Source organism: Rhizobium sp. CIAT894 (genome assembly GCF_000172795.2).
Lineage (GTDB): Bacteria > Pseudomonadota > Alphaproteobacteria > Rhizobiales > Rhizobiaceae > Rhizobium.
Genome location: NZ_CP020947.1, coordinates 3,462,131 through 3,489,104, shown reverse-complemented (window position 1 = coordinate 3,489,104; position 26,974 = coordinate 3,462,131). Strand labels below are relative to the sequence as shown.

Here is a 26,974-nt window from a genome sequence, read left to right as displayed (position 1 = left end):
GTTCTCATGCAAGCCAAGCTTCTCGGCGCCGTCGGCGCCCTTCTCGCTACAGCGTTTCTTGCTGGTCCCGCTGCCGCCGCCGATAAGACCAAGATTGACTTCTGGTTCGGGAATTCCGGTGACATCGCAAAGCGTGTCCAGGAACAGTGCGATCGCTTCAACCAGTCGCAGGCTGATTACGAAGTCGTCTGCACCAGCCAGGGCAGCTACGACGCGTCCCTGCAGAACACCATTGCCGCCTTCCGCGCCGGCAAGCAGCCGACCATCGCTCAGGTCTCCGACGCCGGCACGCTCGACATCATGCTTTCCGGCGCCTACTACCCGGCCAACCAGCTGATGACCGACATGGGCTACACCGTCGACTGGAAGGATTACTTCTCCGGCATCGCAAACTATTATGCGACGTCCAAGGGCGAGATGTATTCCTTCCCCTTCAACTCCTCGACCGCTCTGCTCTACTGGAACAAGGACGCCTTCGCCAAGATCGGCAAGGACCATGCTCCGGCCACCTGGCAGGAAGCCGGCGAAGATTTCAAGGCTCTGAAGGATGCAGGTTATGCTTGCCCGCTCGCCTTCGACATCTCCAACAACGAAGTCTGGCAGTATATCGAGCAGTTCGAAGCCGTTAACGGCGAAGCGATCGCGACGAAGAAGAACGGCTTTGAAGGTCTCGATGCCGAGCTGACTTACAACAAGAACCCGTTGCTCGTCAGCTACATCAAGGACCTCAAGTCCTGGTACGACAACAAGCTGGCTTTCATCAAGAACAAGGCCGTCGGCCAGACCTTCGTCGAAGCCTTCGCCGCCGGCGATTGCCAGGTCATCCTGACCTCTGTCGGCGACCACGGCAATATCGGCCGCACCGCCAAGCAGGGCATGAACTGGGGCGTCGCGATGCTCCCGACCTACGGCAATGCAACCCGCCACAGCTCTTATGTCGGCGGTGCTTCGCTCTGGGTTCTGAAGGGTCACACCGACGCCGAATACAAGGCCGCCGCTGCCTTCTTCAACTTCATCGCAAAGCCGGAAGAAGCCCTCACCTGGTCGACCGTCACCGGCTATATCCCGGTTCGTAACTCCGGCTTCGAATATCTGAAGAAGCAGGGCTTCTACGACAAGGCTCCTTATGCCGGCCGCGAACTCGCCATTCAGAGCCTGACCGCATCGCCTGCCGACGATACGGCTCCGCACGGCATCCGCCTCGGTGGCCTGCTGCAGGTCCGCACCGAGCTCGCCAACGGCCTGCAGGCTATCTTCGTCAACAACGCCGACGTTCAGGCTTCGCTCGACGGCGCTGCCGATCGCGGCAACCAGCTGCTGCGCCGCTTCCAGCAGACTTACAAGAACGTTCAGCTTCCCTGATCGACCGATATGAGCCGCACCCGGCCCGCCTTGCGTGCCGGGTGTGTCCTTGTACATTCATACCGGCTGCGGAGGCGAACTCGCCGCCCGTGCCTAACCAGGCCGAAAACCACCACCCATGGAAAAGCGCGTCACCTTCTCCTCGACGACGATCGGACTGCTCTTCGCGTTTCCGATGCTGCTGCTGATCTTCGTCTTCTTCTATTGGCCGAGTGCGCAGGCGCTCTATTGGGCGTTCACGCTCGAGCAGCCGTGGGGCGGCGGCAATGCCTGGGTCGGTTTCGACAATTTCAAGCAATTGCTCAGTGATCCGATCTATTGGGAGTCGATCACCCGCAGCATGATCTTCGGCTTCAGCTCGACGGCGATCGCCATGGGGATGGCGCTGATCCTGGCGCTTCTGACCGATCGTGAGCTGCGCGGCCATAAAATCTACCGGTCGGTCTTCATCTGGCCTTACGCGATTGCCGCGCCCGCTCTCGGTCTTGCCTTCCGCTTCATCCTGGCGCCGGAGGCCGGTCTTCTCTCCGTCATCAATCATGTCTGGCCCGGTCTCTGGAACCCGGCGCTCGACGGCAAGGACGCGATGATCGCCGTGATCATCGCCTTTTCCTGGAAATATATCGGCTATAATTTCATCTTCTTCCTTTCGGCGCTTCAGGGCATTCCGCGTTCGCTGATCGAGGCTGCCGCCATGGATGGCTCCGGGCCGTTGCGCCGCATGTGGGATCTCCAACTGCCGCTCTTGACGCCGACATTGTTTTTCCTGCTCGTCATCAACATCACCGAGAGCTTCCAGGATTCCTTCGGCATCGTCGACGTCATGACCCAGGGCGGGCCGGCACGGGCGACGGAACTCATGGTCTACAAGATCTATTTCGATGGCTTCAGGGGACTGGATTATTCGGGCGCGGCCGCCCAGTCGATTATCCTCATGGCGCTCGTCGTCCTTCTCACCATCTTCCAGTTCCGCTTCATCGAGCGGCGCGTGCACTACAAGTGAGGTCGCGGACATGATCGAACGCACGCCGATATTCAACTTTATCTGCTATACCATTCTCGCGCTCGGCATGGTGATCGCGCTTCTGCCTTTCGTTATCGTCATCATCGCATCGACGCTCGATCTGGAGACGGTCAACCGCGTGCCGCTGCCGCTGACCCCGAGTTCGCATTTCTGGGAAAATGCACAGGCTGCCTGGACGCGCGCCGATCTCGGCAACAAGCTGATCCACAGCATCATCTTCGCCACTGCGGTCGGCGCCGGCAAGGTCATCCTTTCCGCCATGGCGGCGTTCTCGATCGTCTACTTCCGCTTCCGCGGCCGGCATCTGATCTTCTGGATCATCTTCATCACGCTGATGCTGCCGCTGGAAGTGCGCATCGTGCCGACCTATTCGATTGCCGCCAATGCGCTGCAGCCTTTCCAGACGATCCTCGATATCACCGGAATTACCGCGCTGGTCGCCTGGGTGTCCGGCATCCAGATCAAACTCGAATGGGGTCTGTTGAATTCCTATACCGGCCTCGTGGCGCCGCTCGTCGCCACCGCGACCGGCACCTTCCTTTACCGTCAGTTCTACCTGACCGTTCCGGACGAGCTTGCCGAGGCGACGAAGATGGACGGCGCCGGCGCCGTCCGCTTTTTTATCGACATACTGCTGCCGCTGTCGCGGTCGAACATGATTGCGCTCTTCACCATCATGTTCGTCTGGGCCTGGAACCAGTATCTCTGGCCGCTGCTCGTCACCACCGATCCGAATTTCGGCATTGCGGTGACGCAGCTCAAGACCCTAATCCCGTCCGAATTCGGCCTGCCCGACTGGAACGTCGCCATGGCAGGCACACTTATCATCATGTCGCCGCCGTTGTTGCTCGTCATCCTGATGCAGCGCTGGTTCGTGCGCGGCCTTATCTCCACCGAGAAGTGAAGGAGCAGTCCTGTGGCACCGATCTCAATCCGTGATGTGAAGAAAAGCTACGGCAAGACTCCCGTCGTTCACGGCGTCGACCTGGAGATCCAGTCCGGCGAATTTATCGTCATCCTCGGTCCGTCAGGCTGCGGCAAGTCCACGCTGCTGCGCATGATCGCCGGGCTCGAGGAAATCAGCGGCGGCGAAATCGCCATCGATGGCCGCGTCGTCAACCAGCTGGAGCCGCGCGAGCGCGGCTGCGCCATGGTGTTCCAGAACTATGCGCTCTATCCGCACATGACAGTCGCCGAGAATATCGGCTACACTTTGAAGGTCGCGGGCGTTGCGAAGGCGGAGCGCAATCGGCGCATCGCCGAGGTCGCCAAGGCGCTCAGCCTCGAACCTTTCCTCGACCGCCGCCCGGCCGCTCTTTCCGGCGGCCAGCGTCAGCGCGTCGCCATGGGCCGTGCGATGATCCGCGAACCGAAGGTGTTCCTCTTCGACGAGCCGCTGTCGAACCTCGACGCCAAGCTGCGCATCGCCATGCGTGCCGAAATCCGCCGCCTGCACCGGCGCCTCGGCGCCACTTCGATCTTCGTCACGCACGATCAGACCGAGGCGATGACGATGGCCGACCGGCTGGTGGTGATGAACGGCGGCAGGGTGGAACAGGTCGGCACGCCGGAAGAGGTCTATCATCATCCGGTCTCGCGTTTCGTTGCCGGCTTCGTCGGCACACCGGCGATGAACCTGCTCGAAGGCACGATCAACGACGAGGGCGTCTTCGTTTACGATCAGAGCCGCAAGATCGCGCTGCCGCGCGAACGCGCCGCACCGCTGAAGGGCAAACGCGTCGTGCTCGGCATGCGCGCCGAGGCCGCCCGGCTGGTGGCCCCGGATGCGCCCGGCGCGTTGGTCGCGACAGCCGATTTCATCGAAGAACTCGGCGCCAGCCGCGTCGTTCATGCCGATTTCGACGGGCTGCCCTTTGCCGTGGCGCTGACCGAGGCCGTGATGGTGAAATCGGGTGATCCCATCGGCATCGCGATCGATCACAATGCAATCCACCTCTATGCCGCCGATACCGGCCGGATCATCGAGAACACGGCGGTGAACAGCGCCGCCGCCGTTCACGCCTGAGCGGCGTCAGCGGTGGATGGGGTCGATCCAGGGGACGTCTTCCGGTTTCTCGACCGGCTCGATATCCAGGTTGACCACGACCGGCTCCTGGCCTGAGCGGACGAGCACGCATTCCAGCGTCTCGTCGCGGCTGGCATTGATCTCCTGGTGCGGCACATAGGGCGGAACGTAGATGAAATCGCCGGGGCCGGCCTCGGCGGTAAATTCCAGATGCTCGCCCCAGCGCATGCGGGCCTTGCCCTTGACCACATAGATGATGCTTTCGAGATCGCCGTGATGGTGGGCGCCGGTCTTGGCATTGGCATGGATCGTCACCGTGCCTGCCCAGATCTTCTCGGCGCCGGCGCGCGCATTGTTGATTGCAGTGGCGCGGTTCATGCCCGGCGTTTGGGCCGTGTTCGGGTCGAGTGAATTGCCGGGGATGACCTTGACGCCGTGCTCCCGCCAGTCGATGTGAGAATGATCGTGGTCGCCGCTCATGCCTAGCCTCCGCATTGATCGGATCAGTCTAGGCGGGAGTATTGCGACGGCCAAGCGGATTTACCTCGATGCAGCAGAAAGAGCGGACCGATGAGCCACCTCCCGCAGATCGACTACGACACCGCTTCACCGGAAGTTCGGGCGGCGCATGACGAGGAAGTCAGGCTGCGCGGGCGCATGACCAACATGAAACGCACACTGTTACATTCGCCGGTCGCCCACCGCATCTATGCCGAATGGTTCACGCTGCGGGCCGAGCTCGATCCTGCCGTCAGCGACCGGGAGATCTGGATCTTCTCGCTTGCGATCTCGAAGGCGGCGAAATCGAAGATCGCCATTACCTTCTTTCGCCGGGCGCTGATCAATAAGGGCTTTGATCCCGATGCGCTTGATTTTTCCGACAATGAGGCGCTGCTCGAAGCCTTCGGCAGGGCGATCGTTGCCGATTCCAACGCCGTGCCGGCGGAACTCTGGGCGAGGCTGAAGCAGCGCTACGAAACCAAGGTGCTCGTCGATCTCGTCGCCTTTGCCGGCATCATGCTGGCGACCGCCGTTTTCAACAATGTCGTCGAGGTCGAGTTCGACGCCGAGCTTGAAGCCTTTGCCGAAGGCGCCGGTTCGGCCTAACCGCCGAGCGAAGCGATCGCCGCCCTGACGGCGTCGGCGCCGGGTCTGGTCGGCCGGTATTCCAGGCCGACGGCGCCGTCATAGCCGTTGGCGAAGATCCAGCCGAGGCGGTGGGCAAGGTCGATGCCGCCGGAGCCCGGTTCGTTGCGGCCGGGATGATCGGCGACATGAACGTGGAAAACACGGTCGAGACGGCTGTCGAGCACCTCTTCGGTGCGTTCGTCCATGACGGCGGAATGGTAGATGTCGTAGACGATGCCGATCTCGGTGCGGGCTACGTCGTCGATGATGTCGAGACCTTCGCGGGTCGAGTCGAGGAAATAGCCGATATGGTCGATGCGGATGTTGAGCGGCTCGACGCCGAGACGGACACCACTGCCAGCAAGAATATCGGCGCCGGCTTTCAGCGTTTCGGTAAGTGCCAGGCGCTGTTCTGCGCGGCTCAAGCCCGCAAGGTCGTTGCCGGCCTGGGCGATCAGTACCGGCACGCCGAGGCGCTGGGCGACGGTGACGGAATCGGCGAGGCCCTTCAGCCAGGCCTGCCGGTTGCCGGCGTCGGTCAGAGCGATCATCGGCTCGGCGACGAGGCTGGTGACGGCAAGGCCGGTTTCATCGAGCGCGGCTTCGATCGCGTCCAGATCCTTGTCGGTCCACCGCCAGAATTCGACCGCGGTCAGGCCGCCGGCCCGGGCGCGGCGGATGCGATCGGGAAAGCTGGCGTCCTCTTCGGCAAACAGCCACTCTATGCAGGCGGAATAACGGCGCATGCAAACTCCTCCTTGGTGTTGATGCAGGCTGCGATAGATCGGAGCCTGCCGCAATAGGCGTTCGGACGCTTGACGCCGGAATTCATTGGCGAAACACTCGGCCTTTCGGGCCGGACCACCGGCTGCCAGCGGAGGAAGACATGGATCTCGGATTGAAGGGAAAGATCGCCGTCATAACGGGTGCGTCGATCGGCATTGGGCTGGCAATCGCCGAGGGGCTGGCGGCTGAGGGCGCCAATCTCGTCTTGGCGGCACGCGGCGGTGAACGGCTGGAAGCAGAGGCTGCCCGCATCGCGGAGAAATATGGGGTCAGTGCCGCCGCTGTCGCCGCCGATGTAGCGACCGTTGCCGGAACCGAGGCGATCATTGCGGCGGCGGCCGAAAAAGGCGGTGCCGATATCCTCATCAACAATGCCGGCACCGGCTCGAACGAAACGGTCATGGAGGCCCCAGACGAGAAGTGGCAGGCCTATTGGGAGCTGCATGTGATGGCCGCCGTACGGCTGGCGCGCGGCATCGCCCCGCAGATGAAGCGACGCGGCGGCGGCGTGATCCTGCACAATGCCTCGATCTGCGCGGTCCAGCCGCTCTGGTACGAGCCGATTTACAATGTCAGCAAGTCGGCGCTGATGATGTTTTCGAAGACGCTCTCGACCGAGCTCATCAAGGACGATATCCGTGTCAACTGCGTCAATGCCGGCCTGATCCTGACGCCTGACTGGATCAAGACCGCCAAGCAATTGACGGCCGAAACCGGTGGCAACTGGGAGGGCTACCTGCAGAGTGTCGCCGATGAGCACGCCGCCTCCAAACGCTTCGGTACGCCGGAGGAGCTGGCAAACGTCTTCGTCTTCCTGAGTTCGGAGCGCGCGAGTTATTGCATCGGCTCGACCTATTTCGTCGACGGTGGCATGCTGAAGACGATCTGAGCGAGATTGCCGGCAAAGGGCGCGGCAGGCCGATCCTTATCGAGGCTGCCGCAGTCCTGTGGATGTTGCCGAGATAAGCTATAAATAATAGCTATTTTGTTGTATGTTCACGCTTTTGACGCTATTTGCCTGCTATTGGCAGGATAAATACTGCGATTTCCACAAGGCGACGACGATGCTGACGAAAAAGGGAAAATACGGGCTGAAGGCGCTGGTCGATCTGGCGCGGCTGGCGCCGGGAGAAACCGCCTTCATCAACGACATCGCGTCACGCAACAATATCCCGAAGAAGTTCCTCGATACGATCCTGCTCGAACTGCGCAATGTCGGCATCCTGCGTTCGAAGAAGGGCCCGGGCGGGGGCTATTCCCTGTCGCGGCCGGCCTCGGAAATCCGCATCGGCCATGTCATCCGCACGCTCGACGGGCCGTTGGCGCCGATCCGCTGCGCCAGCCGCACGGCCTATGAGGCCTGCGACGACTGCGCCGATCCGGCAACCTGTCAGGTGCGGCGCTCGATGACCGATGTCCGGGACGCGATCGCCGCCATTCTCGACAATATGAGCCTCGAACAATTCGTTTCCGACGGTGGCCGCATCGACGGCGACAAGGAAGAATTCCCGGTCTCGGCCGCCAGCTGAATTAGGCGCTGCCGACTTTCGAGCTAAATTCGCCTGCGGCGCGCAACAGTCTATCGCGCGGCAGCGAGAGCGTGTGAATGCGGGCGTTGCGCCAATGCCGGTCGAGATTAAGACCGATGCCGGCCGACGTTTCTCCCGCCAGTTCGAACAGTGCGGTTGCCGTGTCGAGCGCCATTTCCGCGGCCAGAATGGCGGCCGCCGAGGCGGAGAAATGTGCATCCGCCATCGCGGCCTCCACAGGATTGACCTGAGCGATATCGAGTTTGCGGCCGGCCCGTTCCAAGGTCGCTGCTGCCGTTTCGATACGGAGGGCGCGTTCGCCCAGCCGGGGAAGTATGTCGGCGTTGTCGCCGACCGCAGCCGTAAGGTCGGTCCAAGCGGCCCGCGCAATGCCCAGGCTGACGCCGGCCTTCAGCAGCAGGCCCAGCGAGATGCCGGTCGAAGATCCGGAGGAGGGGGCGGGCGCAATGGTATCGGCATTGACGTGAAGCGTGCCGACGATCGCCGTCGCCGATCCGTTGGTGCGCTGACCGAAGCCATCCCAATCGTCGACCACCTGCACGCCTTCGTCGCCGCTTGCGAGGTAGAGCGTCACCGGACGGCTGGGCGGCACGGTGGCGGCAGCGGCGATCCAGTCGGCGAAAAGAATGCCGGGCGCCTGCCGGGTACGCCCGCTCAGGCGATAACCCGGGCCTTCGGCCGTCAGTTCGGTGCCGTCGGCGAAAATAGCGCCCGCGAAACGGTCGCCTTGCAGTACGCGGGCAAACAGCGATGCCTGCAGATCCTCGGTCGCCTGGGTGCGGAGCGTCTCCAGCACGCAAAAATGGCTTTCCAGCGCTTCGCCGATCGAGGCGTCGCCCTCGGCAATGATCGCAACGATTTCGGCGAGCAGGGCATTCGACATATCGAGCCCTTCATAGTCGGGCGGAACGGTGATCGCCGTCAGCCCCGATATCGACAGCGCGTCGAGCTCGGCGTGAGGCAGGCTGCGGTTGATATCGCGTTCGCTCGCCTGATGCCGGAATGCGGCGGCGAGGTTGCGGGCCGTGGATATTGCCTCTTCTTCGCTTTCGATGCGGTGCGCGGGAGGCCTGAGGCTGTGATGAAACTGCGATACCGTTCCCACCGATCACCCTTTCCTACAGCGACTCCACGCATAGTGCTTTCCAACCGATCCGTTTTCGCGGCCGATGCGATCGATACAGCAGTGAGGGATTGCCCCACGCATGATAAGGCCGGTTTTTCTACAAAAGCCGAGTGGTTTGAATTTTCCTACCAGCTTGATCGCCTTGTCCTTCGCGCTATTTACGGTCAGCTGGGGCCTTCTTGATCGAGAAACATGATGAGCGACTCCCTTGCGCGCAACAGCGAGGTTTGGAAAATGGCACGCCAGCAGAGACCACGTCTGACGCTGGATATTGCCGCAGTTCCCACCTACGCGATCGGTGACATTCACGGCCGTTACGACCTGCTTGTTGAAGCCGAGGAGGCGATTTTGCGCGATGGCGCACGGCTGCCGGGGCGCAAGCTGATCGTGACGCTCGGCGACTATATCGACCGCGGCCCGCAATCGGCGCAGGTGATCGACCACCTGATGGAGCCGCCGCCTGATGGTTTCGACCGCATCTGTCTGGCCGGCAATCATGAGATCGCCATGCTCGATTATATCGATGGCTGGGCGTCCTATGACGACTGGATGCGGATGGGGTCGGCGCAATCGCTTAAATCCTATGGCCTCGATCCGGAGCATCTGCCGCTGGTCTTCCCTTCCGGCGTCCAGCTCGATGCTTTCATCCGCCATTCGTTGCCGCATACGCATGTCGATTTCATGCGGGCGATGCCCATCATGCTGGACACGCCGAGCGTATTGTTCGTGCATGCCGGCATCGATCCGGCACGGCCGCTTGCGGCGCAGACCGACGAGGATCTGGTGCTCATCCGCCACCGTTTTCTGGAAAGCCGGGTGCCGCTGCCGAAACTCGTCGTGCACGGTCATACCCCGAACGACGCGCCGGACATTCGGACCCGGCGTCTCAATCTCGACACACGCGCTTTTCGCAGCGGCAAACTCACCGTCGCCCGTCTGTGGCAGGGCCAGGTGCATCTATTTTCCACCTGACCAGGCTTAAACCGTTTCTCTCTCGACTGGTGCAGCCTCGACCGTCTTTTCAACCGGTTGCTTGCGGCGCCAGCCGCGCAGCACGACGTAGAAGACCGGCGTCAGGAACAGGCCGAAGATCGTCACGCCGAGCATGCCCGAAAACACGGCGGTGCCGAGCGACTGGCGCATTTCGGCGCCGGGGCCGGTGGCGATGGCGAGCGGCAGGACACCGAAGATGAAGGCGAATGCCGTCATCAGGATCGGGCGCAGGCGAAGGTGGCTGGCCTCGATGGCGGCCTCCACCGGTGACTTGCCTTCCTCTTCCGCCTGCCTGGCGAACTCGACGATCAGAATGGCGTTTTTCGCCGCCAAGCCGATCAGGACGATCAGGCCTATCTGCGTCAGGACGTTGTTGTCCATGCCTCTCAGCGAGACCCCGATCAGTGCGGCGAGCACGGCCAGCGGGACGATGAGAATGATCGCGAGCGGCAGAACCCAGCTTTCATATTGGGCCGCCAGCGCCAGGAAGACGAAAATGACGGAGAGGGCGAAGATGTAGACGGCGGTGTTGCCGGTATGGGTTTCCTGATAGGCAAGTTCCGTCCATTCGAAGGTCGTTCCGGGCGGCAGAATTTTGGCCGCCAGTGCCTCCATCTTCTTCAGGGCATCGCCCGTCGAAGTGCCGGGCGTCGGATTGCCTTGAAGCGGCACCGAAACATACATGTTGTAGCGCTGGACGAGCGCCGGGCCGCTGGAATCCTGAATGTCCATCAGAGTGCCGAGAGGCACCAGCGCACCGGTTGCCGAGCGTACCTTCAGCGCAAGGATATCTTCCCTGTCCATGCGGTATTGCCGGTCGGCCTGGGCGCGAACCTGGTAAACCCGGCCGAACGCGTTGAAGTCGTTCACGTAGGCGACGCCGAGGTTGATCGAAAGCGCATTGAAGATATTTGGGATCGGCACGTTCAGGAAGCGCGCCTTGTCGCGGTCGATCGACAGGAAATATTGCGGGCTGGCATCGGAGAATGTCGTAAAGACGCCGGTCAACCCCTCGGTCGTTGCCGCCGCCCCCATCATCTGGCGGGCAAGACCCAGCACGCGTGTCATATCGGGGTTTTCAAGGTCGGAGATCTGCATCTTGAAGCCGCCGGAATTGCCGACGCCGCGCACGGATGGCGGCGGGATGGCGATGATGAAGGCTTCCTGGATGCTCTGCAGCTTGCCGAAGAGGTCGCCGATGATCTTGTTGGCGTTTTCTCCGCCTTCCTCGCGTTCGGCGAAGGATTTGAACGGAACGAAGACCACGCCCGCATTCGAGGCATTGGTGAAGGTCGCCCCGCTGAAACCGGCAAACTGCACGGCGTTGCCGACACCGGGCACGGTTCGGGCGATGTCGCCCACCTGTTTGACGACGGCATCGGTCCGCGCAAGCGAGGCGCCGTCGGGAAGCTGCACCACGACGATCGCGTAACCCTGGTCCATGGTCGGGATGAAACCCGAGGGCACCCTGGTGCTCATGTACCAGGTCGCGCCGAGAAGGGCGGCGAAGGCGAGCATGGAGCAGGTCAGGCCCACCCAGCTTCTGACAAGGTGCCGGACAATCCAGGAATAGCCCGAGCTCATCCGATCGAAGCCGCGATTGAAGCCGTTTGCAAGACCTGATCCCAAGCGTGACGCGATGCTCTTGCGCTTGGTCTCGTGATCATGGGCTTTCAGCAATATGCCTGCAAGTGCCGGCGAAAGCGTCAGAGAGTTCAATGCCGAGATTGCTGTCGTGACGGAGATCGTCACCGCGAACTGCCTGTAGAACTGGCCCGAGATACCGGGGATGAAGGCCGTCGGCACGAAGACCGCGATCAGCACCAGCGAGATCGCCACAACAGCGGTGCCGACTTCATCCATCGTCACGTGGGAGGCCTGCTTCGGCGACATGCCGCGCGCCAGATTGCGTTCGACGTTTTCCACCACCACGATCGCGTCATCAACGACGATGCCGATCGCCAGCACCAGGCCGAACAGCGTCAGCATATTGAGCGAGAAACCGAAGGCGAGCAGGATGGCGAAGGTGCCGATGAGCGAGACGGGAATGGCGACGATCGGGATGATCGCGGTCCTCCAGGATTGCAGGAAGACGAGAACGACGATCGCCACCAGGATGGCCGCTTCGGCGATGGTTCTGTAGACCTCGTCGATCGAATCCGAGATGAATTCGGTCGTGTCGTAGACGATGCGATACTCCAGTCCCTCAGGGAAGGTCTGGGAGATATCCTTCATCAGCGTCTGGACCTGGTGGGCCGTATCGAGAGCGTTGGTTCCCGGCCGGGCGAAAATGCCGAGAGCGACCGCAGGGTCGTTGTTGAGGTAACTGTTGGTGACGTAGTCCTGCGCGCCGAGCTCGATTCGGGCGACATCCTGCAACTGCACCAGCCTGCCCGCTCCCGTCGATTTGACGATGACATAGCGGAATTCGCGCGCATCGGAGAAGCGCCCGTCCGTTCGCACCGTATATTCGAAGGCGTTCCTACCGGTCACCGGCGGCGCGCCGATCTTGCCGCCCGATACCTGGACGTTCTGATCCCTCAAAGCGGAGACGACGTCGTCGGACGTCATGCCGTAGGCGGAGAGCTTTTCCGGATCCAGCCAGATGCGCATCGAATACTGCCGCTCGCCGAAGATCTGCACGTCGCCGACACCGTCCAGGCGCACGAGCACGTCGCGGATGCGGTTGCGGGCATAGTTCGAGACATAAAGCTGATCATAACGGTGCGAGGGCGACAGGAGGTGCACCACCATCATCAGGTCAGGTGAGCTCTTGTCGGTGGTGACGCCGAGCCGCTGAACCTCCTCAGGAAGACGGGGCAGCGCGATCGAAACGCGGTTCTGGACAAGCACCTGCACCTTGTCGAGATCGGTGCCGAGCTTGAAGGTGATCGTCAGCGACATGGCGCCGTCGGCGCTGGAATAGGACGACATGTACAGCATGTCTTCGACGCCGTTGATCTGCTGCTCGAGCGGGGTCGAAACGGTGTCGGCGATGGTCTGCGGGTCGGCGCCCGGATAGGAGGTGCGCACGACGATGGTCGGCGGCGCGATCTCCGGATATTGGGAGACCGGCAGCTGCGTATAGGCGATGCCGCCGACGACGAGAAAGAGGATCGAGATGACGGCCGCAAAGATCGGCCGGTCCACGAAGAAATGGGCGAATCTCATTGTCCGCTCTCCGCGTTTGCGGATTCGGGCGGAGTGTCCTGCCGCTCCTGCGGCAGTTCGCTCATCTGCGGCGTGATGGTCGAACCCGGTCGCGCCCGCATCAGGCCGTTGACGATGATCGTCTCGCTGCCGTCGAGGCCTTCACGGATGACGCGATAGCCGTAGAGCCGAGGTCCGGGCCGTACCGGCTTGGTCGAAACCTTGCCTTGCGCATCGACGACATAAACGACGCGTTCATTCTGGTCCGAGCCGATCGCCTCGTCCGGGACGAGAATGGCCTTGTAGGTATTGGAAGCGGCGACCTGCACACGGCCGAACAAGCCCGGCTGCAGCACGAGATCGGGATTTGCAAGCCGGGCGCGGATGCGGATGGTGCCGCTCTCGTTGTCGACCCGGTTCTCGGCGAAATCGAGTTTCCCCATGAAAGGTTTGGCCGTGGGGTCGGAAATCGTGACGGATACGTCGACGCCGCCGCCGCCGAGCTGCAGATCTTTGCCCTGCTTGCGCGCGGTGTCGGCGAAATTCAGCAGGCGGCGCTCGTCGACATCGAAGTAAAAATCGATCGGATCGAGGGAGACGATCGTGGTGAGTACCGTCTGGTCGGCCTGCACGAGATTGCCGGTCGAGAGCAGGCGGCGGTCGATACGGCCGCTGAGCGGCGCCTTGATCTCGGTATATTCGAGGTCGAGAGCGGCGCGATCGGCGGCGGCCTGAGCGCCGCGGACATTGGCCTGGGCGGAATCGAATTCGCGGCGACGATCGTCCAGCGTCTGCGCGGATTGGCTGCCGCTCGAAGCGAGCGACTGGGCGCGCTTGTACTGAGCATCGGCGAAGACAAGGGTGGACTGCGAGGCTTCGAGCGTGGCCTTTGCCTGGTTGAGCGCGGTGATGAACGGCCGCTGGTCGATGACGAAGAGCAAGTCGCCCTGTTTGACCAAGGCGCCGTCCTCGAAATGAACTTCCTGCAGGTATCCGCCGACGCGCGAGCGGACGGAGACTTCGTCGACCGGTTGGAACCGGCCGATGAATTCGTCGTTATCAACGACATCGCGCACCACCGGTTTTGCGACGGTGACGGGAGGAGGAGCAGCCGGTGCGCCCTGCGCCATCGCGGCCAGAGGCATGAACGTGGCGATGCAGCCAAGCGCCAACATCTGTCGAAGCACGTAAGTCATACCGGTCCTCCAATCTCGACGGCCGATCGACTGCCGACGAAGCTAAGATGAAGTGATGCTAGTCAGGTCTTTGCTTTGGACGAAGGCCTCGGCCCCCGCGATTTCCCCCGGTGTCCAATCCTTGGAAAGGAAGGCCGGCACGCAATGCACATCGGAAAAATCGTAACGCTATGGAACTGGATATAAACGGCAGCGGCGAAAAATAGCAAATGCCAATTGGCTGCGGTTGCAGAATCCGTTCAAACTTCATGGGGCACGTCAGCTCTCGACGATCTCGTCGCGGCCGGGCGGCAGGACGGCAAGCTCGGCCCAATCGAGCTCCTGTTCCAGCATGTGGAAAACATCGTCGTCGATCTCGCCGGCATGGCGCATGGCTGCCAGTTTACGGCGTTTGGCGGTGATGACGCTGCGGCTCTGCCTGTCGAGCCTGCTGACTTTGCGCGGGTGTTTCCCGTCGGCGGCGATCTCACGCTCGGAAGTATAGACTTCGCGCAGGATGCGGGTGGATTTGTCCTCGCCGCCGGCGAGCTCTGCCAGTGCTGCGTCGATCAAGATGACTCGGGTCCTGGTGAGATCGCGCTCCAGGGAGGTGTCGGGGTTGAATTTCCGGAAACGGATCAGCGGCCCCAGAGGCGGCGTCGAAAAGCACCGGCGCGATCAACAGCGCCAGCGCTAGCTGAGGATCGATGGCGACCCCGGGCCCCCAGGGTACGGCTGCAACGATGATGCCGGCGATCGCCAGCATCGTGGGATAAGGGACGCGGAATTTCCTGGAGAATTGCAGGAAGACGATCGCCACCAGGAGCAGCGTCAGCATGCTTTCGAAGAATGCCAGCCCTCCTGCGCACCTCCGGCGGAGGCAATCGCTACCCGAAATTAGGGCCGAAGCCCGGCTGCGACCACTGGACGGAAGTCTTGCATCCCGGAGAGAGACGACGATTGCGAGCGTCCTGGCCGCAGCTGCGGCATTTTGGCTGTGCCTTCGAAATCCTTCGGCCGCACCCTTGCGCGGTCGGCATGCTCAATATATCTACCGATATCATAAGTATGCTTATAAATTGACGATCGCAGGTCTCCATGAGCGCCACGCCAACCCTCGGCTTCCTTCTCCACGACGTCGCACGGCTGCTGCGCAAGCGGTTCGAGCAACGCGCGAAGTGTCTGGGGCTGACCCGGTCGCAATGGCAGACGCTGGCCTATCTCTCGAACAATGAAGGCATCCACCAGAGCGGCCTTGCGGAAATCCTCGAAGTCGAGCCGATCACGCTGGTGCGCATCCTCGACAAGCTCGCCGAGCGCGGGTTGATCGAGCGCCGCCAGCACCCGACCGACCGGCGCATCTGGCTGCTCTATATGCGCGATGAGGCGCACCCGCTGCTCGCTGAAATGCGCGAGCTCGGCGACACCACCCGCGCAGAAGCGTTGCAAAGCGTGTCGGCCGAGCAGCGTGAGCAGCTTTATCAAATTCTGTCCGTAATGAAGACGAACCTGGTGCAGGCTTGCCGAACACCGGTCGAAGAAAATGAGATGAACGATGGCTGATAAACCCTCCCTCCGCGTCGTTGCCGACGCCGATGCCAAGACATCTGTCGAAGAAAACCAAGCCAAACAGCAGGAAACGGTAGCCGAAGCGCCTTCATCCAATTCAGCGCCGGCTGCCGCCGTGGCTGCGCCTGGCGGCAACAAGGTCCGCCGCCGGCGCAGTCTCACGCGCCCCGTCCTTTTCGCCCTGCTACCGGTGGCGCTGGTCGTCGGCGGCTACTATTACGTCAATGGCGGCCAGGTGATGTCGACCGACAATGCCTATCTCCAGGCCGACATGGTTGGGCTCACCACCGACGTCTCGGGCATCGTCGAGAAGATCGACGTGCATGAGAACGAGGCGGTCAAGGCGGGGCAGGTGCTCTTCAGCCTGAAGGCCGATTCCTTCAAGATCGCGCTCGACGGCGCCAAGGCGCAGCTCGGCGTGCAGCGCAACCAGATCATGAACCTCAAGGCCAGCTACCAGCAGTCGCTCGCCGAGATCACGCAGGCCCAAGCCGACATTCCCTATTACCAGGATCAGTTCGACCGGCAGCAGAACCTCGTCAACAATGGCAGCGCGACGCAATCGGCCTATGACGAGGCCAAGCACAATCTCGAGGCTGCGCAGCAGAAGGTTGCCGTCGCCAAGGCGGAAGCCGCAACGACACTCGCCCAGCTCGGCGGCAGCGCCGACCAGCCGGTCGAGGAAAATCCGCTCTATCTGCAGGCCAAATCGCAGGTCGACAACGCCCAGCGCGAACTCGACCACAGCGTCGTCAAGGCGCCGTTTGACGGCATCGTCACCAATGTCAACGCGCTCCAGGTCGGCTCCTACCTGCAGGCTTCGCAGCAGGCCTTCTCGCTTGTCGCCACCGATCACCTGTGGATCGCCGCCAGCCCGAAGGAAACCGAGCTGACCTATGTCAAAGCAGGCCAGACCGTCGAGATCTACGTCGACACCTATCCCGGTGTGACGTGGAAGGGCAAGGTCGAGAGCATCAGCCCGGCCTCCGGCTCCAGCTTCTCGCTGCTGCCGGCGCAGAACACCACCGGCAACTGGGTGAAGGTCGTCCAGCGCATTCCGATGCGCGTCAGCATCGAGGATGCACAAGGCAAGCCGCCACTTCGCGTCGGCATGAGCACGGTGGTCGATGTCGATACCGGCCATATCAGAGGCCTGCCCGACTTCGTCAACAAGCTCCTGGGGCGGTCTCAGGTCAAGGATCATGAGTAACGCCTCCGCATCTTCGGCGAGCCCGGTCGCCAATCGCGGCGCGATCACGGCCTGCGTCATCCTCGCCGTCATCATGCAAGCGTTGGACACAACGATCGCCAATGTGGCGCTGCCCTATATCCAGGGCAGCGTGTCGGCCTCCGCCGACCAGATCAACTGGGTGCTGACCTCCTACATCGTCGCGGCGGCGATCATGACGCCGCCCTCCGGTTTCCTCGCCGCCAAGTTCGGCCGCAAGCGCGTGCTGCTCGTCGCCATCGCCGGTTTCGTGGTTGCTTCGGTGCTCTGCGGCCTGGCGCAATCGCTGAACCAGATTGTCGCCTTCCGCCTGCTGCAGGGACTGTTCGGCGCATCGCTGGTGCCGCTTTCCCAGGGCATTCTTCTCGATATCTATACGGTGGAGGAGCGCGGCTCTGCCATGGCGCTTTTCGGCGTCTCGGTGATGGTCGGGCCGGTCCTCGGGCCTGTTATCGGCGGCTGGCTGACCGACAATATCAGCTGGCGCTGGGTGTTCTACATCAACGTGCCGATCGGCGCGCTTGCTTTCGCCGGTATCGTCATCTTCGTTTCGGAAACGAAGAGGGATGCGCTCGCCAAGCTGGACTGGTTCGGCTTCGGGATGATGAGCCTGTTCATCGCCTCGCTGCAGCTCTTCCTTGACCGGGGCGAGCAGCTCGACTGGTTCTCCTCCGGCGAGATCATGCTCGAAGCGATTGTCTGCGCTGCCGCCTTCTATCTGCTGCTGGCGCATACGCTGACGGCAGAGAAATCCTTCGTCAATCCGAAGCTGTTCCTCGACCAGAATTTCACGGTCAGCATGATCTTCATCTTCGTGGTCGGCGTTACCTATCTCGCCTCGCTGGCGCTGATGACCCCCTATCTGCAGACGCTGATGGGCTATCCCGTCATTACCGCCGGCATCGTCATGGGGCCGCGCGGGCTCGGCACCATGCTCTGCATGTTCATTGTCGGGCGGCTGATCGGCAAGGTCGATACGCGCGTGCTGCTGGTGCTCGGTCTCGGCCTGACTGCCTGGGCGATGTACGACATGACCGGCTGGACGCCGGATGTTTCGCAATGGACGATCGTCTCGGTCGGCTTCATCCAGGGCGCCGGCCTGGGCTTTCTCTTCGTGCCGCTGACGACGATCGCTTTCGCGACGCTGCCCGCCCATATGCGCGGCGACGGCACCGGCCTCTACAATCTGTCGCGCAACATCGGCTCGGCGGTCGGCATCTCGATCGTCTCGGCGCTGATCGTGGAGAATACGCAGAGCAATCATGAATCGATCGCGGCCTATGTGACGCCGTTCAACCATGCCTTCAATGCCGTGGCGGCGCAGGGGCTCAGTCCGGTGACAGCAGCCGGGCGCGCTTCGCTCAACGAACTCATCACGCTGCAATCGACGATCATCGCCTATATGGACGATTTCAAGCTGTTGATGCTGATGTCGCTCGCGGTCATTCCGCTGGTGCTCTTGCTGCGCAAGCCGAAGGCGGCGCCCGCCGTCGATCACAGCGCCGTCATGGAATAGGCTCTGGCCTTTCACGCAATTCCGGACGCAAACCGCTGCACACTTTGCTGGAATTGCTTAACGGAACGGCTTGCTGAGATAACGCGACCCCTGAATGCCGAAGCGCCATGGCACCTCGGCATTTTTGGTGATACCGATGCGTTTTCCCGAGATGATCGGGGCCGGCATGGACGGCGTCAGCGCATAGGGTAGGCGGTCGAGCAGCCTGTCGTTGATCTCGATATCGATGCCGAGCGCCTGGCAGAGTTTGCCCGGGCCGCTGCAGAGCGCCGTCAGCATGTCGGTGCCGCGTCGCTCCATCATCTGAGGGATTCCGATTTCCGGCTCAAGGGCGCGGATGAGCACGGCCGAGCCCGGATGGCAGACGAAGTTCAGGCACCAGTACATGCCGTAAATGCGGTAAATATAGACGTTACCGGGCCGGCCGTACATGGCGCCGTTGCGCTGGGTCGGGCCGCGGAAGCTGTGCGAGGCCTCGTCATCGGGGAAATAGGCTTCCGTCTCGGTGATCCGGCCGCCGGCGCCGTCGACCGTGAGATGGCAGCCGAGCAGATCACGGGCAACGGCGATCGCGTCGCGCTCGAAAAACGCCCTGAGGCTTTCGCCGGTGAGCGCGCCGGCGCCGGTCGCGCCCGATATCATTCCACTCTCGGTCATGGCCGACGCAGATAACATCCAGTGCATCCGCCGTCATCCCGAAATCGCTTCATGCTTTGGGCCCACCCGCGTCAGCGGCCGGCATTCGGATCGCGCATCGGGATCGAGGATGATGTGACTGAGACCGGGTCGCTCGCCGGGAAGGAATCTTCCAGGCCTTCCTCCAGCTCTTCTTCGAGCAAAGCGGGATCCTTGCCACGTGCGCCGTCGCCATGGACAGGTTCGATGGCTGCCGCAAGCAGGGTTTTGGCCCGCGAGACGGCGTTATCCGCGGTCAGTTCAGGCTTGCTCCGCAGCGTCACGGCAATGCTGTCTTCACCTTCGCCGCCGAACTCGACAACGAAGCCGTCTTCCGTCTGGTAGACGGTGATATCGTTGAGTGCCATGGCCGCTCCCCGGAAACGCTCATATTAGCAAAGCGCGTTTTGCGAATTTTGTCGAGCGAAGACCTTCACCAGCCAGTCGATGAAGACGCGTACGCGCGGTGAAAGCTGGCGGTTGCGCGGGTAGAGCAGGGAGACCGGTGTCGGGGTCGGCGGAAAATCCTTGAGCACATGGATCAGCGTTCCCTCGGCAAGATCTTTTTCAGCGTGATAGCGCGGGATTTGGATCAGGCCGAGGCCCATCCTCGCCGCTGAAATGTAGCTTTCGGCGGCGTTGACGGCGACGGTGGCGGGAATGCGGATCTCATGCAACACGCCGTCGACGGTGAATTCGAGCGGCAACTGGCTGCCGGTGCCGCTGGAGCGGAAGCCGACCATGCGGTGGCCGGCAAGCCGGCCTGGATGCTGCGGCAGTCCATGGGCGGCGATATAATCAGGCGAGGCGAGGGTGATCTCGTCGAGCATGGCGACACGTCTGATGATCATGTCGCTATCGCCGGGCGTGCCGGCGCGCAGCACGCAGTCGATGCCTTCGCGCACGAGATCGACCAGCCGGTCGCCCTCGCTCATGTAGAATTCGATCTCGGGATAGGTTTGGAGAAAAGACGGCAGGCTCGGCAGCACGAAATGGCGGGCGAGGGTGCCGTGCACATCGACGCGCAGCAGGCCCTTCGGCCTGGCGCCGGCAAAGGCGCCTTCGGCATCCTCGATATCGGCAAGGATCGACAGGCAGCGCTGATAATAGGCTTCGCCATCCAGCGTCGGGCTGACATGGCGTGTCGTGCGCTGTAGCAGGCGCACGCCGAGACGCGCCTCGAGCTGCTTCACCGCATCGGTGACGGTCGAGCGCGGCAGGCCGGTGTCTTCGGCGGCAAGGGTGAAGCTGCGACGCTCCACGACTCGGCAAAACACCCGCATGGCATCGAATCTGTCCATCTATTTGTTCGCCATTCCCGGATAGTAATGCCGAAATATGCATGATTATCCGTCGAAGGAAAAGGCGCATCTTTCCCTCATCGAAACGCGATGAAGGAGAACGGCAATGGCTCCCAACGAAAACGGCAAGGTCGCACTGGTCACCGGCGCTTCCCGCGGCATCGGCGCGGCGGTCGCCAAACGCCTCGCCAAGGACGGTTTCACCGTCGTCATCAATTACTCCGGCAATGCGGCTCCGGGAGAGGAACTCGCCCGGGAGATCGAGCAGGCCGGCGGCACGGCGCTGACTGAGAAAGCCGATGTCAGCGATGCGCAAGCCGTCCGCCGCATGTTCGATGCCGCGGAAGCCGCCTTCGGCGGTGTCGACGTTCTCGTCAACAATGCCGGCATCATGATGCTTTCCTCGCTTGCCGAGGCCGATGATGCCCATTTCGACCGCCAGATCGGCGTCAACCTCAAGGGTACGTTCAATACGTTGAGGGAAGCGGCCAAGCGACTGCGCGACGGTGGCCGGGTCATCAACTTCTCAACCTCGGTCGTCGGGGTGAAGCTCGAAACCTACGGCGTCTACGCCGCCACCAAGGCTGCTGTGGAAACGCTGACGGCGATCATGGCGAAGGAGATGCGTGGCCGCAATATCACCGTCAACGCCATCGCACCCGGTCCTGTCGCCACGGACCTCTTTCTCAACGGCAAATCGGAAGAGCTTATCGCCCGCATGGCGAAGATGAACCCACTGGAGCGCCTCGGCACGCCTGAAGACATTGCCGCAGCGGTGGCCTTCCTCGCCGGCCCGGACGGCGGCTGGATCAACGGCCAGACGCTGCGCGCCAATGGCGGGATGGTCTGACAACGAACCGACGGCTGTTCCTAGAGCGTGTCGCAGCTTACGTGATTCAGGATTCCATTGAAGCTTGCTTTGTGGTTCACTTGTGCATGGAAGGAGATCGACCATGGGCAAGCCGCATCCGTTAGAGTTGCGTGTGCGAGTGGTTGCGTTTGTAGAGGAAGGCAATAGCCATCGCGAAGCCGCCCGTCATTTCCGGGTATCGCCGCGGTTCGTCAACAATATGATGATCTTGCACCGGTCGCAGGGCTCGGTGGCGCCGGCCAGGCAGGGCCATGCAGCAGGCGGCGGTAAATTGGCGGCGCATAGCCAATGGATTGTCGCGCGTGTTGCCGTCGATGGCGATGTGACGCTGGACGAATTGTGTTTCGAACTGGCCGGACGCGGTGTGATGGTCCATTGCGCCACGATCGGTCGGTTTCTCCAACGGCTTGGGTTGAGCAATAAAAGAAGCCTCATGGCCAGCGAACAACTGCGACCGGAGATCGCGCAGGCTCGTGACCTGTGGATCAAGCGACGTCGGCGCTTCTTCAACAAAGCATTGGCCCGGCTGATTTTTATCGATGAAACATCGACCAATACCAAGCTGACCAAGCGCACCGGACGGTGTCCCAAAGGCCAGCGCTATCGGACCCATGCGCCATTCGGCAAATGGAGAACTCAAACCTTCATCGCCGGACTGCGATGTCACAGCTTGACTGCGCCGTTCATCGTCGATGCACGGATGAACGGACGGATCTTCGAAGCCTGGATCGAAACTCAACTCGCTCCGACATTGTCGAGGGGAGATGTCGTAATTCTCGACAATGTTGGCTTCCACAAGAGCGAGCGTGCCGCACAACTGGTCAAGGAGCGGGGAGCGTGGCTGCTGTTCTTGCCGTGCTATTCACCCGACCTCAACCCCATCGAGATGGCATTCTCCAAGCTCAAAACCTTACTACGAAAACGCGCCGCACGAAGCTTCGATGCAATAACAAAAGCCCTCGGTGAAATTGTCGGCCTCTTCTCGGTCGACGAATGCCTGAATTTCTTCAGAGCAGCCGGATATGAGGCTGAATAAGTGCGACACGCTTTAAGTGACGCCGATTAGGGTAAAATCGATTCTCAGCTTCCGCGCAAGATAGCCCGCGGCCGGTGTCCCGACAAGAGGTGCAACCGTCGACGGTTCCTCCAGTGCTAAGGGGCATCGCGCGTCCTTCCCCGGAGCCGGCTTTGTCATGCCGGTAATGCCCTGCATTGCGTAGCCTATTCCGCTGATCTGCGAGACCCGCCACCCACCTTACAATAGAGGCTTTGCCCGCGTTCGCCAGATCATCCCTTGAAGCAATTAGTTCACTGCTTGTCTGATCTTATCTACATCGACCGTACGTAGGTACCGTGGGATGTTCGCCCAAATTGCGTGGTAGCCGAAGCCACCGCTCTGGAGTTCGTCCAAAGCTTTTTCCTTGCTCCATTTCTGGAAAATTATCCTGTACATAGCCGTCACGACTCCAGTGCGATCGGCCCCGTGTTGGCAATGCAAAAGTACTGGGCCGAGTTTCTCGGCGTTCCTGATCGCGCGCAGCGCCGCGATAATGTCCTCATCCTCGATATGCCAAGTGTTCATCGGAATGCCGACAAGTTTGATTTTCTCAAGCCCTGGCAAGTTGCGATCGGAATGCAATGCGCGAAGGCTGACGATCGTCTTAATGCCAAGCGAGCGAATGGCTCTCACATCGTCCTTGCGGATCTGCGCGCTGCGAAAAAAGGTCGGAGTTATGCGATATAAATTGGCCGACGGCACAACCGACATCGCCCAATCACCGTTTCGCACCGTTTCCTTCGCAAATCCGGCGGAGGTCAGCGGAAGCAAAAGCCCGAGGGTAAGCGCTGTAAGTAGCGAGTTCTGCCTGAAATGGTTCATCGTGACTTCCAACGCTGTGAGTTCATGCTGAACGGCGACTTGCGCGAACTTTCAGCATAACTGGCATATCGCATCCGCGCGAGCGGTTAAGGCATTTGGCGGCGGGGATCAGGCCACGAGCGCCGTCAGCACGCTGCTAAGCGCTCGCCATAACCTTGAGCAAATCGTCGGCTTCAGGCCGTGACATAACAATTTGTCCCGATCCGGGCCTTTTCTGCTGCTGGAAGCATGCAATCCCAGCACCGGTAATCATTGTTTTGCCAGCAATCCGCACGGATGGCGCTCGCACGCGGCATAAGATTGACACAGTCCGGTGGACACTCTTGGTACAATTACCTCACATCCAACACCGGGGTGGGAGATATCGATTTGAGCACCGAAATTACAGGATTGATCGATACTGCCGCATTGGCGCGCTGGCAGAGTCCAGGGGATGTCTCGTGATATGGCAGGTGGTGAAGTCCGATAACTTCGCCGTCATCGTCAAAGACCGGTGCTCCCGAGCTGCCGCCTTCAGTATTGCAGTCGTGTTCGAAATCGCTCATCAGGCCGGCATTCAGCCAGTCGTCAGCCTTCGATTTCGTAACCGTACATGCCACGCTAACCTGTTTCTGCAAACATTGTGGGTGGTGGATCACGTGAATATTCTGTCCATCCCTAATTTCGGCAGCGGTAAAGAATACTGCCGGCGGAGGTGGAGTGCCCGGCACGAGAGGGGCAAGTTCCAGAACAGCCAGATCCAAGCTCTTCTCCTTCACGGGAACGTTAACACACTGGTATTCTCTACCGACGGTATCGCCATCCCAGGAAAAGTCGACGATCGTGTGATGGCACACGTCATCACTCCAATAGTCTTCCACTGCCCCGGCGGTTCCTCCACAGTGGAAATTGGTCATGAAGAGCAATCTGGGCTTTGTTGAAACAATCGAACCTGAGCAGCACCAATTCCGGAAGCCGCTATAGGAGCTTCCCTCCGATGTCACCAACATCCCCACCGAATCGGCTTCGGCTTTGATGGCGTCATCGAACGAGCTGCTGTACGCGTCAAACCAATAAGGTTCGTTGCCTTTGACCGAGTAGAAAGGGGCTTTGGCTCCTGCGGGCATTGCTTCATATTCTAAAAGCTTAACGTCCTGATTCGCGCTGAGACCCGCCACCTCGACTTTCAAAATAGCCGCAGGTAAGCGGTTTGACCAAAAGGCAACTGCGCCTGGCGTTGGATTGCTCTGTGAATGGACGACGGAGTTTGGTCCAATGGATTGCAGTACTTTGCCGGTAAAATCCCTGATCTCGATGTCATAGGAACCCTGTGACGGAGCGGAAATAAGCAGCCGCGTGTATCGTATTTCCGCCCCCGTGAGCTTGACTGGAAATGTCTTTTCGGGCGAAGTACCATTTAGGGTATAGCTAAGCGTGGCGTGCTCCCCAAACGTCGTTAGCGGTAGTTTTTCGACTGCGCAAAGCTCCGCGCCGTAACATTCACCTACCAGTCCTATGACTGCCGCGATAACGACGCAGATCTTTACAAACACTTAACCACCTCCGGATCCGAACCGATCGATGTCAATGCCGGAACGAACGCTTTAATCTGTAGTCCGTTAATAACTTCGGGGGGGTTCCCCTCTTTCTTAACCTGCAAAAGCGAGGCACCGTCTGCCCATGTTCCGGGGCCAACCTCGCGCCGTTGGGCGGTCATCAAATTCATGTATGTGACCACCCATTCCGGAGTGCCAGCTGCGTTGGGTTCAACATTCAGGATTTGGCCAAGTCTAAAGTCCCTCGGAGTATCAACGGCGATTGGCGTGTTTTGATCATCCATCAAGTTTATCGAGGAGCCTGAACAGACCTTGTAGCTGTCTAGGGCCTCAAATCCTGCACCCGTGTCCAACCAACTCTTCGAAGGGTCCAGAAACGCTCTCTTCGCATCGAGAATGCCGAGCCCTTTTTCCCGGGGCCCGGGATTGGGGAATGGCTGCGATGTTTGAAGTAGGCGCGATTTCAAGAAACGGCCATCCCGATCGAACTCCGGATAACAGCTCATCAGGGCGGCTGAAACGCCTCCGACGACGCTTGCAGCCTGTGAGGTTCCCCAGGTCGCACTGTATTCCGTCTGGTTCGCTACACCCGGGATTGGATGCGTTTCGGTCCCGCCCGGAGCCGCGATCGAAACGAGACCTTCCTGCTCATTTGAATAGTTCGCTTGTGACCAGACCTTTGCGGCTGGTCCTGAGCAGGGATCGCAGGATGTCACGACGATTATACTCCGCTGGTCACCAAGATTCATCGGTGTCTCCGGCGAGATCTTTGTTATCTGGTGCGGCGGGATACCGCCTTCAGATTGTCCAACCGCGGTCACCCAGGTCAAGTTGTTGGCGATCACCGAGACAAGAGCCGGGATATCTGTCGTACGGCGATGTTCATCCTGAAGTTGACCACTCGTCACAAGGCTTGACTGCGGATAGCGCATCGAGGATGCGAAAACGAAAAGTTGAGGTCGGTCGAACACATGGTTGGCGCGATCGTCGACAATAGTAGCGACAGCGCCTGGATTGGGAATATCCACGTAGTTGTGGGATCTGATGAGTGCCGAAGGAGCGAGACCCGTAAACGCCGAGTTTGCAGTCTTCCTAGCGGCCATGATCGACGCCAACATCGTTCCATGCGAGACGTCGCCCGGCCAGGCAATGAAGGGACACTGGGGGCCGCTCGTCGAGCCTAAGGGGCCGTCGATGCCTCCGACTTCCAGTGCGTCCTTGAGAACCTCATGACGGAAGACGCCGGTATCCAGCAGTGTTATCTCTGGACATTCTCCTCTCAAGCATTGAGTGACGCAGGTGGGCGGGGTGTCATCCCCGAACAGTTGATAGTAGGAAATGGAATCGACGATCTTGAAACCTGGTTGCTGGCAAGCGGCGGCCCTCTTTTCGAGGTCATTGCTCACAGAAAAAAGTTTCTTGATCCACGGTGCAACAGTTGCAGGCGATGACAAGGATTTCACAACCGGATTTTCGGGCACCGCCCTGTCAACTTTAGCGGCCGAACGCGAATCCAAAGGCGCGTCGACGAACACGTCATAAGAGGTGAGCTTCAGCTGGACGCGCGTGTCCTTCATCGTCTTTTCAGCGATCGATCCCCCCCAGCGATGCTCGAAGTCGGCCAGTCGAAATTGATCTTCGGTAACAGCGGTGTCGAACGTTACCGTCCAACTGCTAGGCACAAGGGCGTAGTCTGGTATTACGAGACGCTTCCCCTCTCGGGCTACGCTGTCGTTGTCGTTCAGCTTGGCGGTCACCTCAACCGCTTTTTGAGAGCACCCCGGAAGTTGCAAATTGCTCTTCAAAATCGAACAAAGCGTGTCGCCGTGGCCAACAACAACCTCACGGGTTTTGAGGGCACCTGGAGTCTTTGAGAGGGAATCGACTAAAACCGCCCAGTCGTCGGGAACGTTTCGACCTCGCAATTCGACCTTCGACGCAGCATCAAACACTTCATCAGCTACCGGATCAGTTACCGGAGCGGGCTCCTTTACCGTGCTGCCCGGTTTATCTTGAGCTTCGGCAAAGATTGTCCCGGTTAGAAGAAGAAGCAGAAAGGTTGTGGCGGCGCGCAACATGG

The 26,974-nt window shown here is 60.7% G+C and carries 25 protein-coding genes; 13 read left to right on the top strand and 12 right to left on the bottom strand.

Annotated features, from left to right (window positions below; genetic code table 11):
* The first annotated feature begins 6 nt into the window (after positions 1 to 6).
* The 4 genes from RHEC894_RS17295 (at position 7) to RHEC894_RS17280 (ending at position 4,412) form a co-directional block, all read left to right on the top strand.
* Positions 7 to 1,362 carry an extracellular solute-binding protein gene (locus RHEC894_RS17295; protein WP_085738189.1) on the top strand — a complete coding sequence of 452 codons (1,356 nt, stop codon included), beginning with the start codon at positions 7 to 9 and terminating at the stop codon, positions 1,360 to 1,362.
* A 118-nt stretch (positions 1,363 to 1,480) separates the two neighbouring features.
* A complete protein-coding gene (locus RHEC894_RS17290; protein WP_012485023.1) occupies positions 1,481 to 2,365 on the top strand; it encodes a sugar ABC transporter permease in 885 nt (294 codons plus the stop codon).
* A 10-nt stretch (positions 2,366 to 2,375) separates the two neighbouring features.
* A complete protein-coding gene (locus RHEC894_RS17285) occupies positions 2,376 to 3,290 on the top strand; it encodes an ABC transporter permease subunit (protein WP_085738188.1) in 915 nt (304 codons plus the stop codon).
* A 12-nt stretch (positions 3,291 to 3,302) separates the two neighbouring features.
* Complete coding sequence (locus RHEC894_RS17280; protein WP_085738187.1) at positions 3,303 to 4,412, top strand: sn-glycerol-3-phosphate import ATP-binding protein UgpC; 1,110 nt, start codon at positions 3,303 to 3,305, stop codon at positions 4,410 to 4,412.
* A 6-nt stretch (positions 4,413 to 4,418) separates the two neighbouring features.
* Here RHEC894_RS17280 and RHEC894_RS17275 read toward each other — a convergent pair whose 3' ends face one another.
* On the bottom strand, positions 4,419 to 4,892 hold the full coding sequence (locus RHEC894_RS17275) for a cupin domain-containing protein (RefSeq protein WP_085738186.1): 474 nt from the start codon (positions 4,890 to 4,892) through the stop codon (positions 4,419 to 4,421).
* 90 nt (positions 4,893 to 4,982) lie between these two features.
* Here RHEC894_RS17275 and RHEC894_RS17270 point away from each other — a divergent pair, with 90 nt between their 5' ends.
* Entirely contained in the window at positions 4,983 to 5,519 is a 537-nt protein-coding gene (locus RHEC894_RS17270; RefSeq protein WP_010066508.1) for a hypothetical protein, read from the top strand.
* Here the strand turns inward: RHEC894_RS17270 and RHEC894_RS17265 are convergent.
* A complete protein-coding gene (locus RHEC894_RS17265; RefSeq protein ID WP_085738185.1) occupies positions 5,516 to 6,286 on the bottom strand; it encodes a TIM barrel protein in 771 nt (256 codons plus the stop codon). The genes RHEC894_RS17270 and RHEC894_RS17265 overlap by 4 nt on opposite strands.
* Positions 6,287 to 6,426: 140 nt before the next feature.
* Here RHEC894_RS17265 and RHEC894_RS17260 point away from each other — a divergent pair, with 140 nt between their 5' ends.
* Together RHEC894_RS17260 and RHEC894_RS17255 are read left to right on the top strand one after the other, a co-directional pair.
* Complete coding sequence (locus RHEC894_RS17260; protein WP_085738184.1) at positions 6,427 to 7,215, top strand: SDR family oxidoreductase; 789 nt, start codon at positions 6,427 to 6,429, stop codon at positions 7,213 to 7,215.
* A 175-nt stretch (positions 7,216 to 7,390) separates the two neighbouring features.
* On the top strand, positions 7,391 to 7,855 hold the full coding sequence (locus tag RHEC894_RS17255; RefSeq protein WP_085739030.1) for an Rrf2 family transcriptional regulator: 465 nt from the start codon (positions 7,391 to 7,393) through the stop codon (positions 7,853 to 7,855).
* Position 7,856: 1 nt separating this feature from the next.
* Here RHEC894_RS17255 and RHEC894_RS17250 read toward each other — a convergent pair whose 3' ends face one another.
* The gene (locus RHEC894_RS17250) at positions 7,857 to 8,981 is read right to left on the bottom strand and encodes an acyl-CoA dehydrogenase family protein (RefSeq protein ID WP_085738183.1); all 1,125 of its coding nucleotides are present in this window, start codon (positions 8,979 to 8,981) and stop codon (positions 7,857 to 7,859) included.
* 216 nt (positions 8,982 to 9,197) lie between these two features.
* Between RHEC894_RS17250 and RHEC894_RS17245 the strand changes: the two genes are divergently transcribed.
* Positions 9,198 to 9,974 (top strand): metallophosphoesterase family protein, encoded by a 777-nt coding sequence (locus tag RHEC894_RS17245; protein ID WP_206427869.1) that lies wholly within the window; start codon positions 9,198 to 9,200, stop codon positions 9,972 to 9,974.
* A 6-nt stretch (positions 9,975 to 9,980) separates the two neighbouring features.
* Here RHEC894_RS17245 and RHEC894_RS17240 read toward each other — a convergent pair whose 3' ends face one another.
* The 3 genes from RHEC894_RS17240 to RHEC894_RS33420 all read right to left on the bottom strand — a co-directional run bounded on the left by RHEC894_RS17240 (position 9,981) and on the right by RHEC894_RS33420 (position 14,893).
* Positions 9,981 to 13,166, bottom strand: coding sequence for a multidrug efflux RND transporter permease subunit (locus RHEC894_RS17240; protein WP_085738182.1), 3,186 nt, complete (start codon positions 13,164 to 13,166; stop codon positions 9,981 to 9,983).
* Positions 13,163 to 14,341, bottom strand: coding sequence for an efflux RND transporter periplasmic adaptor subunit (locus RHEC894_RS17235; protein ID WP_085738181.1), 1,179 nt, complete (start codon positions 14,339 to 14,341; stop codon positions 13,163 to 13,165). The genes RHEC894_RS17240 and RHEC894_RS17235 overlap by 4 nt, the downstream gene beginning before the upstream one ends.
* A gap of 258 nt (positions 14,342 to 14,599) precedes the next feature.
* A complete protein-coding gene (locus RHEC894_RS33420) occupies positions 14,600 to 14,893 on the bottom strand; it encodes a hypothetical protein (protein ID WP_245339479.1) in 294 nt (97 codons plus the stop codon).
* A gap of 525 nt (positions 14,894 to 15,418) precedes the next feature.
* Between RHEC894_RS33420 and RHEC894_RS17225 the strand changes: the two genes are divergently transcribed.
* Genes RHEC894_RS17225 through RHEC894_RS17215 form a run of 3 tightly spaced genes read left to right on the top strand, consistent with a single transcriptional unit; the run spans position 15,419 to position 18,633 of the window.
* Entirely contained in the window at positions 15,419 to 15,883 is a 465-nt protein-coding gene (locus tag RHEC894_RS17225; RefSeq protein ID WP_085738180.1) for a MarR family transcriptional regulator, read from the top strand.
* A complete protein-coding gene (locus RHEC894_RS17220) occupies positions 15,876 to 17,099 on the top strand; it encodes an HlyD family secretion protein (RefSeq protein ID WP_085738179.1) in 1,224 nt (407 codons plus the stop codon). The genes RHEC894_RS17225 and RHEC894_RS17220 overlap by 8 nt, the downstream gene beginning before the upstream one ends.
* Positions 17,092 to 18,633 (top strand): DHA2 family efflux MFS transporter permease subunit, encoded by a 1,542-nt coding sequence (locus RHEC894_RS17215; protein WP_085738178.1) that lies wholly within the window; start codon positions 17,092 to 17,094, stop codon positions 18,631 to 18,633. Before RHEC894_RS17220 ends, RHEC894_RS17215 begins: the two co-directional genes overlap by 8 nt.
* Before the next feature lie 57 nt (positions 18,634 to 18,690).
* Here RHEC894_RS17215 and RHEC894_RS17210 read toward each other — a convergent pair whose 3' ends face one another.
* From RHEC894_RS17210 to RHEC894_RS17200, 3 genes are read right to left on the bottom strand one after another with little or no spacing between them, the layout of a single operon-like run.
* A complete protein-coding gene (locus RHEC894_RS17210) occupies positions 18,691 to 19,308 on the bottom strand; it encodes a DNA-3-methyladenine glycosylase (RefSeq protein ID WP_085739028.1) in 618 nt (205 codons plus the stop codon).
* Between the two features lie 53 nt (positions 19,309 to 19,361).
* On the bottom strand, positions 19,362 to 19,676 hold the full coding sequence (locus tag RHEC894_RS17205) for a hypothetical protein (RefSeq protein ID WP_085738177.1): 315 nt from the start codon (positions 19,674 to 19,676) through the stop codon (positions 19,362 to 19,364).
* A gap of 24 nt (positions 19,677 to 19,700) precedes the next feature.
* A complete protein-coding gene (locus RHEC894_RS17200; protein ID WP_085738176.1) occupies positions 19,701 to 20,609 on the bottom strand; it encodes a LysR family transcriptional regulator in 909 nt (302 codons plus the stop codon).
* A 106-nt stretch (positions 20,610 to 20,715) separates the two neighbouring features.
* Here RHEC894_RS17200 and RHEC894_RS17195 point away from each other — a divergent pair, with 106 nt between their 5' ends.
* Both RHEC894_RS17195 and RHEC894_RS17190 read left to right on the top strand, forming a co-directional pair.
* A complete protein-coding gene (locus RHEC894_RS17195) occupies positions 20,716 to 21,459 on the top strand; it encodes an SDR family oxidoreductase (RefSeq protein WP_010067644.1) in 744 nt (247 codons plus the stop codon).
* Positions 21,460 to 21,562: 103 nt separating this feature from the next.
* Complete coding sequence (locus tag RHEC894_RS17190; RefSeq protein ID WP_085738175.1) at positions 21,563 to 22,516, top strand: IS630 family transposase; 954 nt, start codon at positions 21,563 to 21,565, stop codon at positions 22,514 to 22,516.
* Between the two features lie 267 nt (positions 22,517 to 22,783).
* Here RHEC894_RS17190 and RHEC894_RS17185 read toward each other — a convergent pair whose 3' ends face one another.
* From RHEC894_RS17185 to RHEC894_RS17175, 3 genes are all read right to left on the bottom strand, one after another.
* Positions 22,784 to 23,359 (bottom strand): dual specificity protein phosphatase family protein, encoded by a 576-nt coding sequence (locus tag RHEC894_RS17185; RefSeq protein WP_085738174.1) that lies wholly within the window; start codon positions 23,357 to 23,359, stop codon positions 22,784 to 22,786.
* Between the two features lie 332 nt (positions 23,360 to 23,691).
* A complete protein-coding gene (locus tag RHEC894_RS17180; RefSeq protein WP_085738173.1) occupies positions 23,692 to 24,891 on the bottom strand; it encodes a serine protease in 1,200 nt (399 codons plus the stop codon).
* A complete protein-coding gene (locus RHEC894_RS17175; RefSeq protein ID WP_085738172.1) occupies positions 24,882 to 26,972 on the bottom strand; it encodes a S8 family serine peptidase in 2,091 nt (696 codons plus the stop codon). The genes RHEC894_RS17180 and RHEC894_RS17175 overlap by 10 nt, the downstream gene beginning before the upstream one ends.
* Between the last annotated feature and the right edge of the window lie 2 nt (positions 26,973 to 26,974).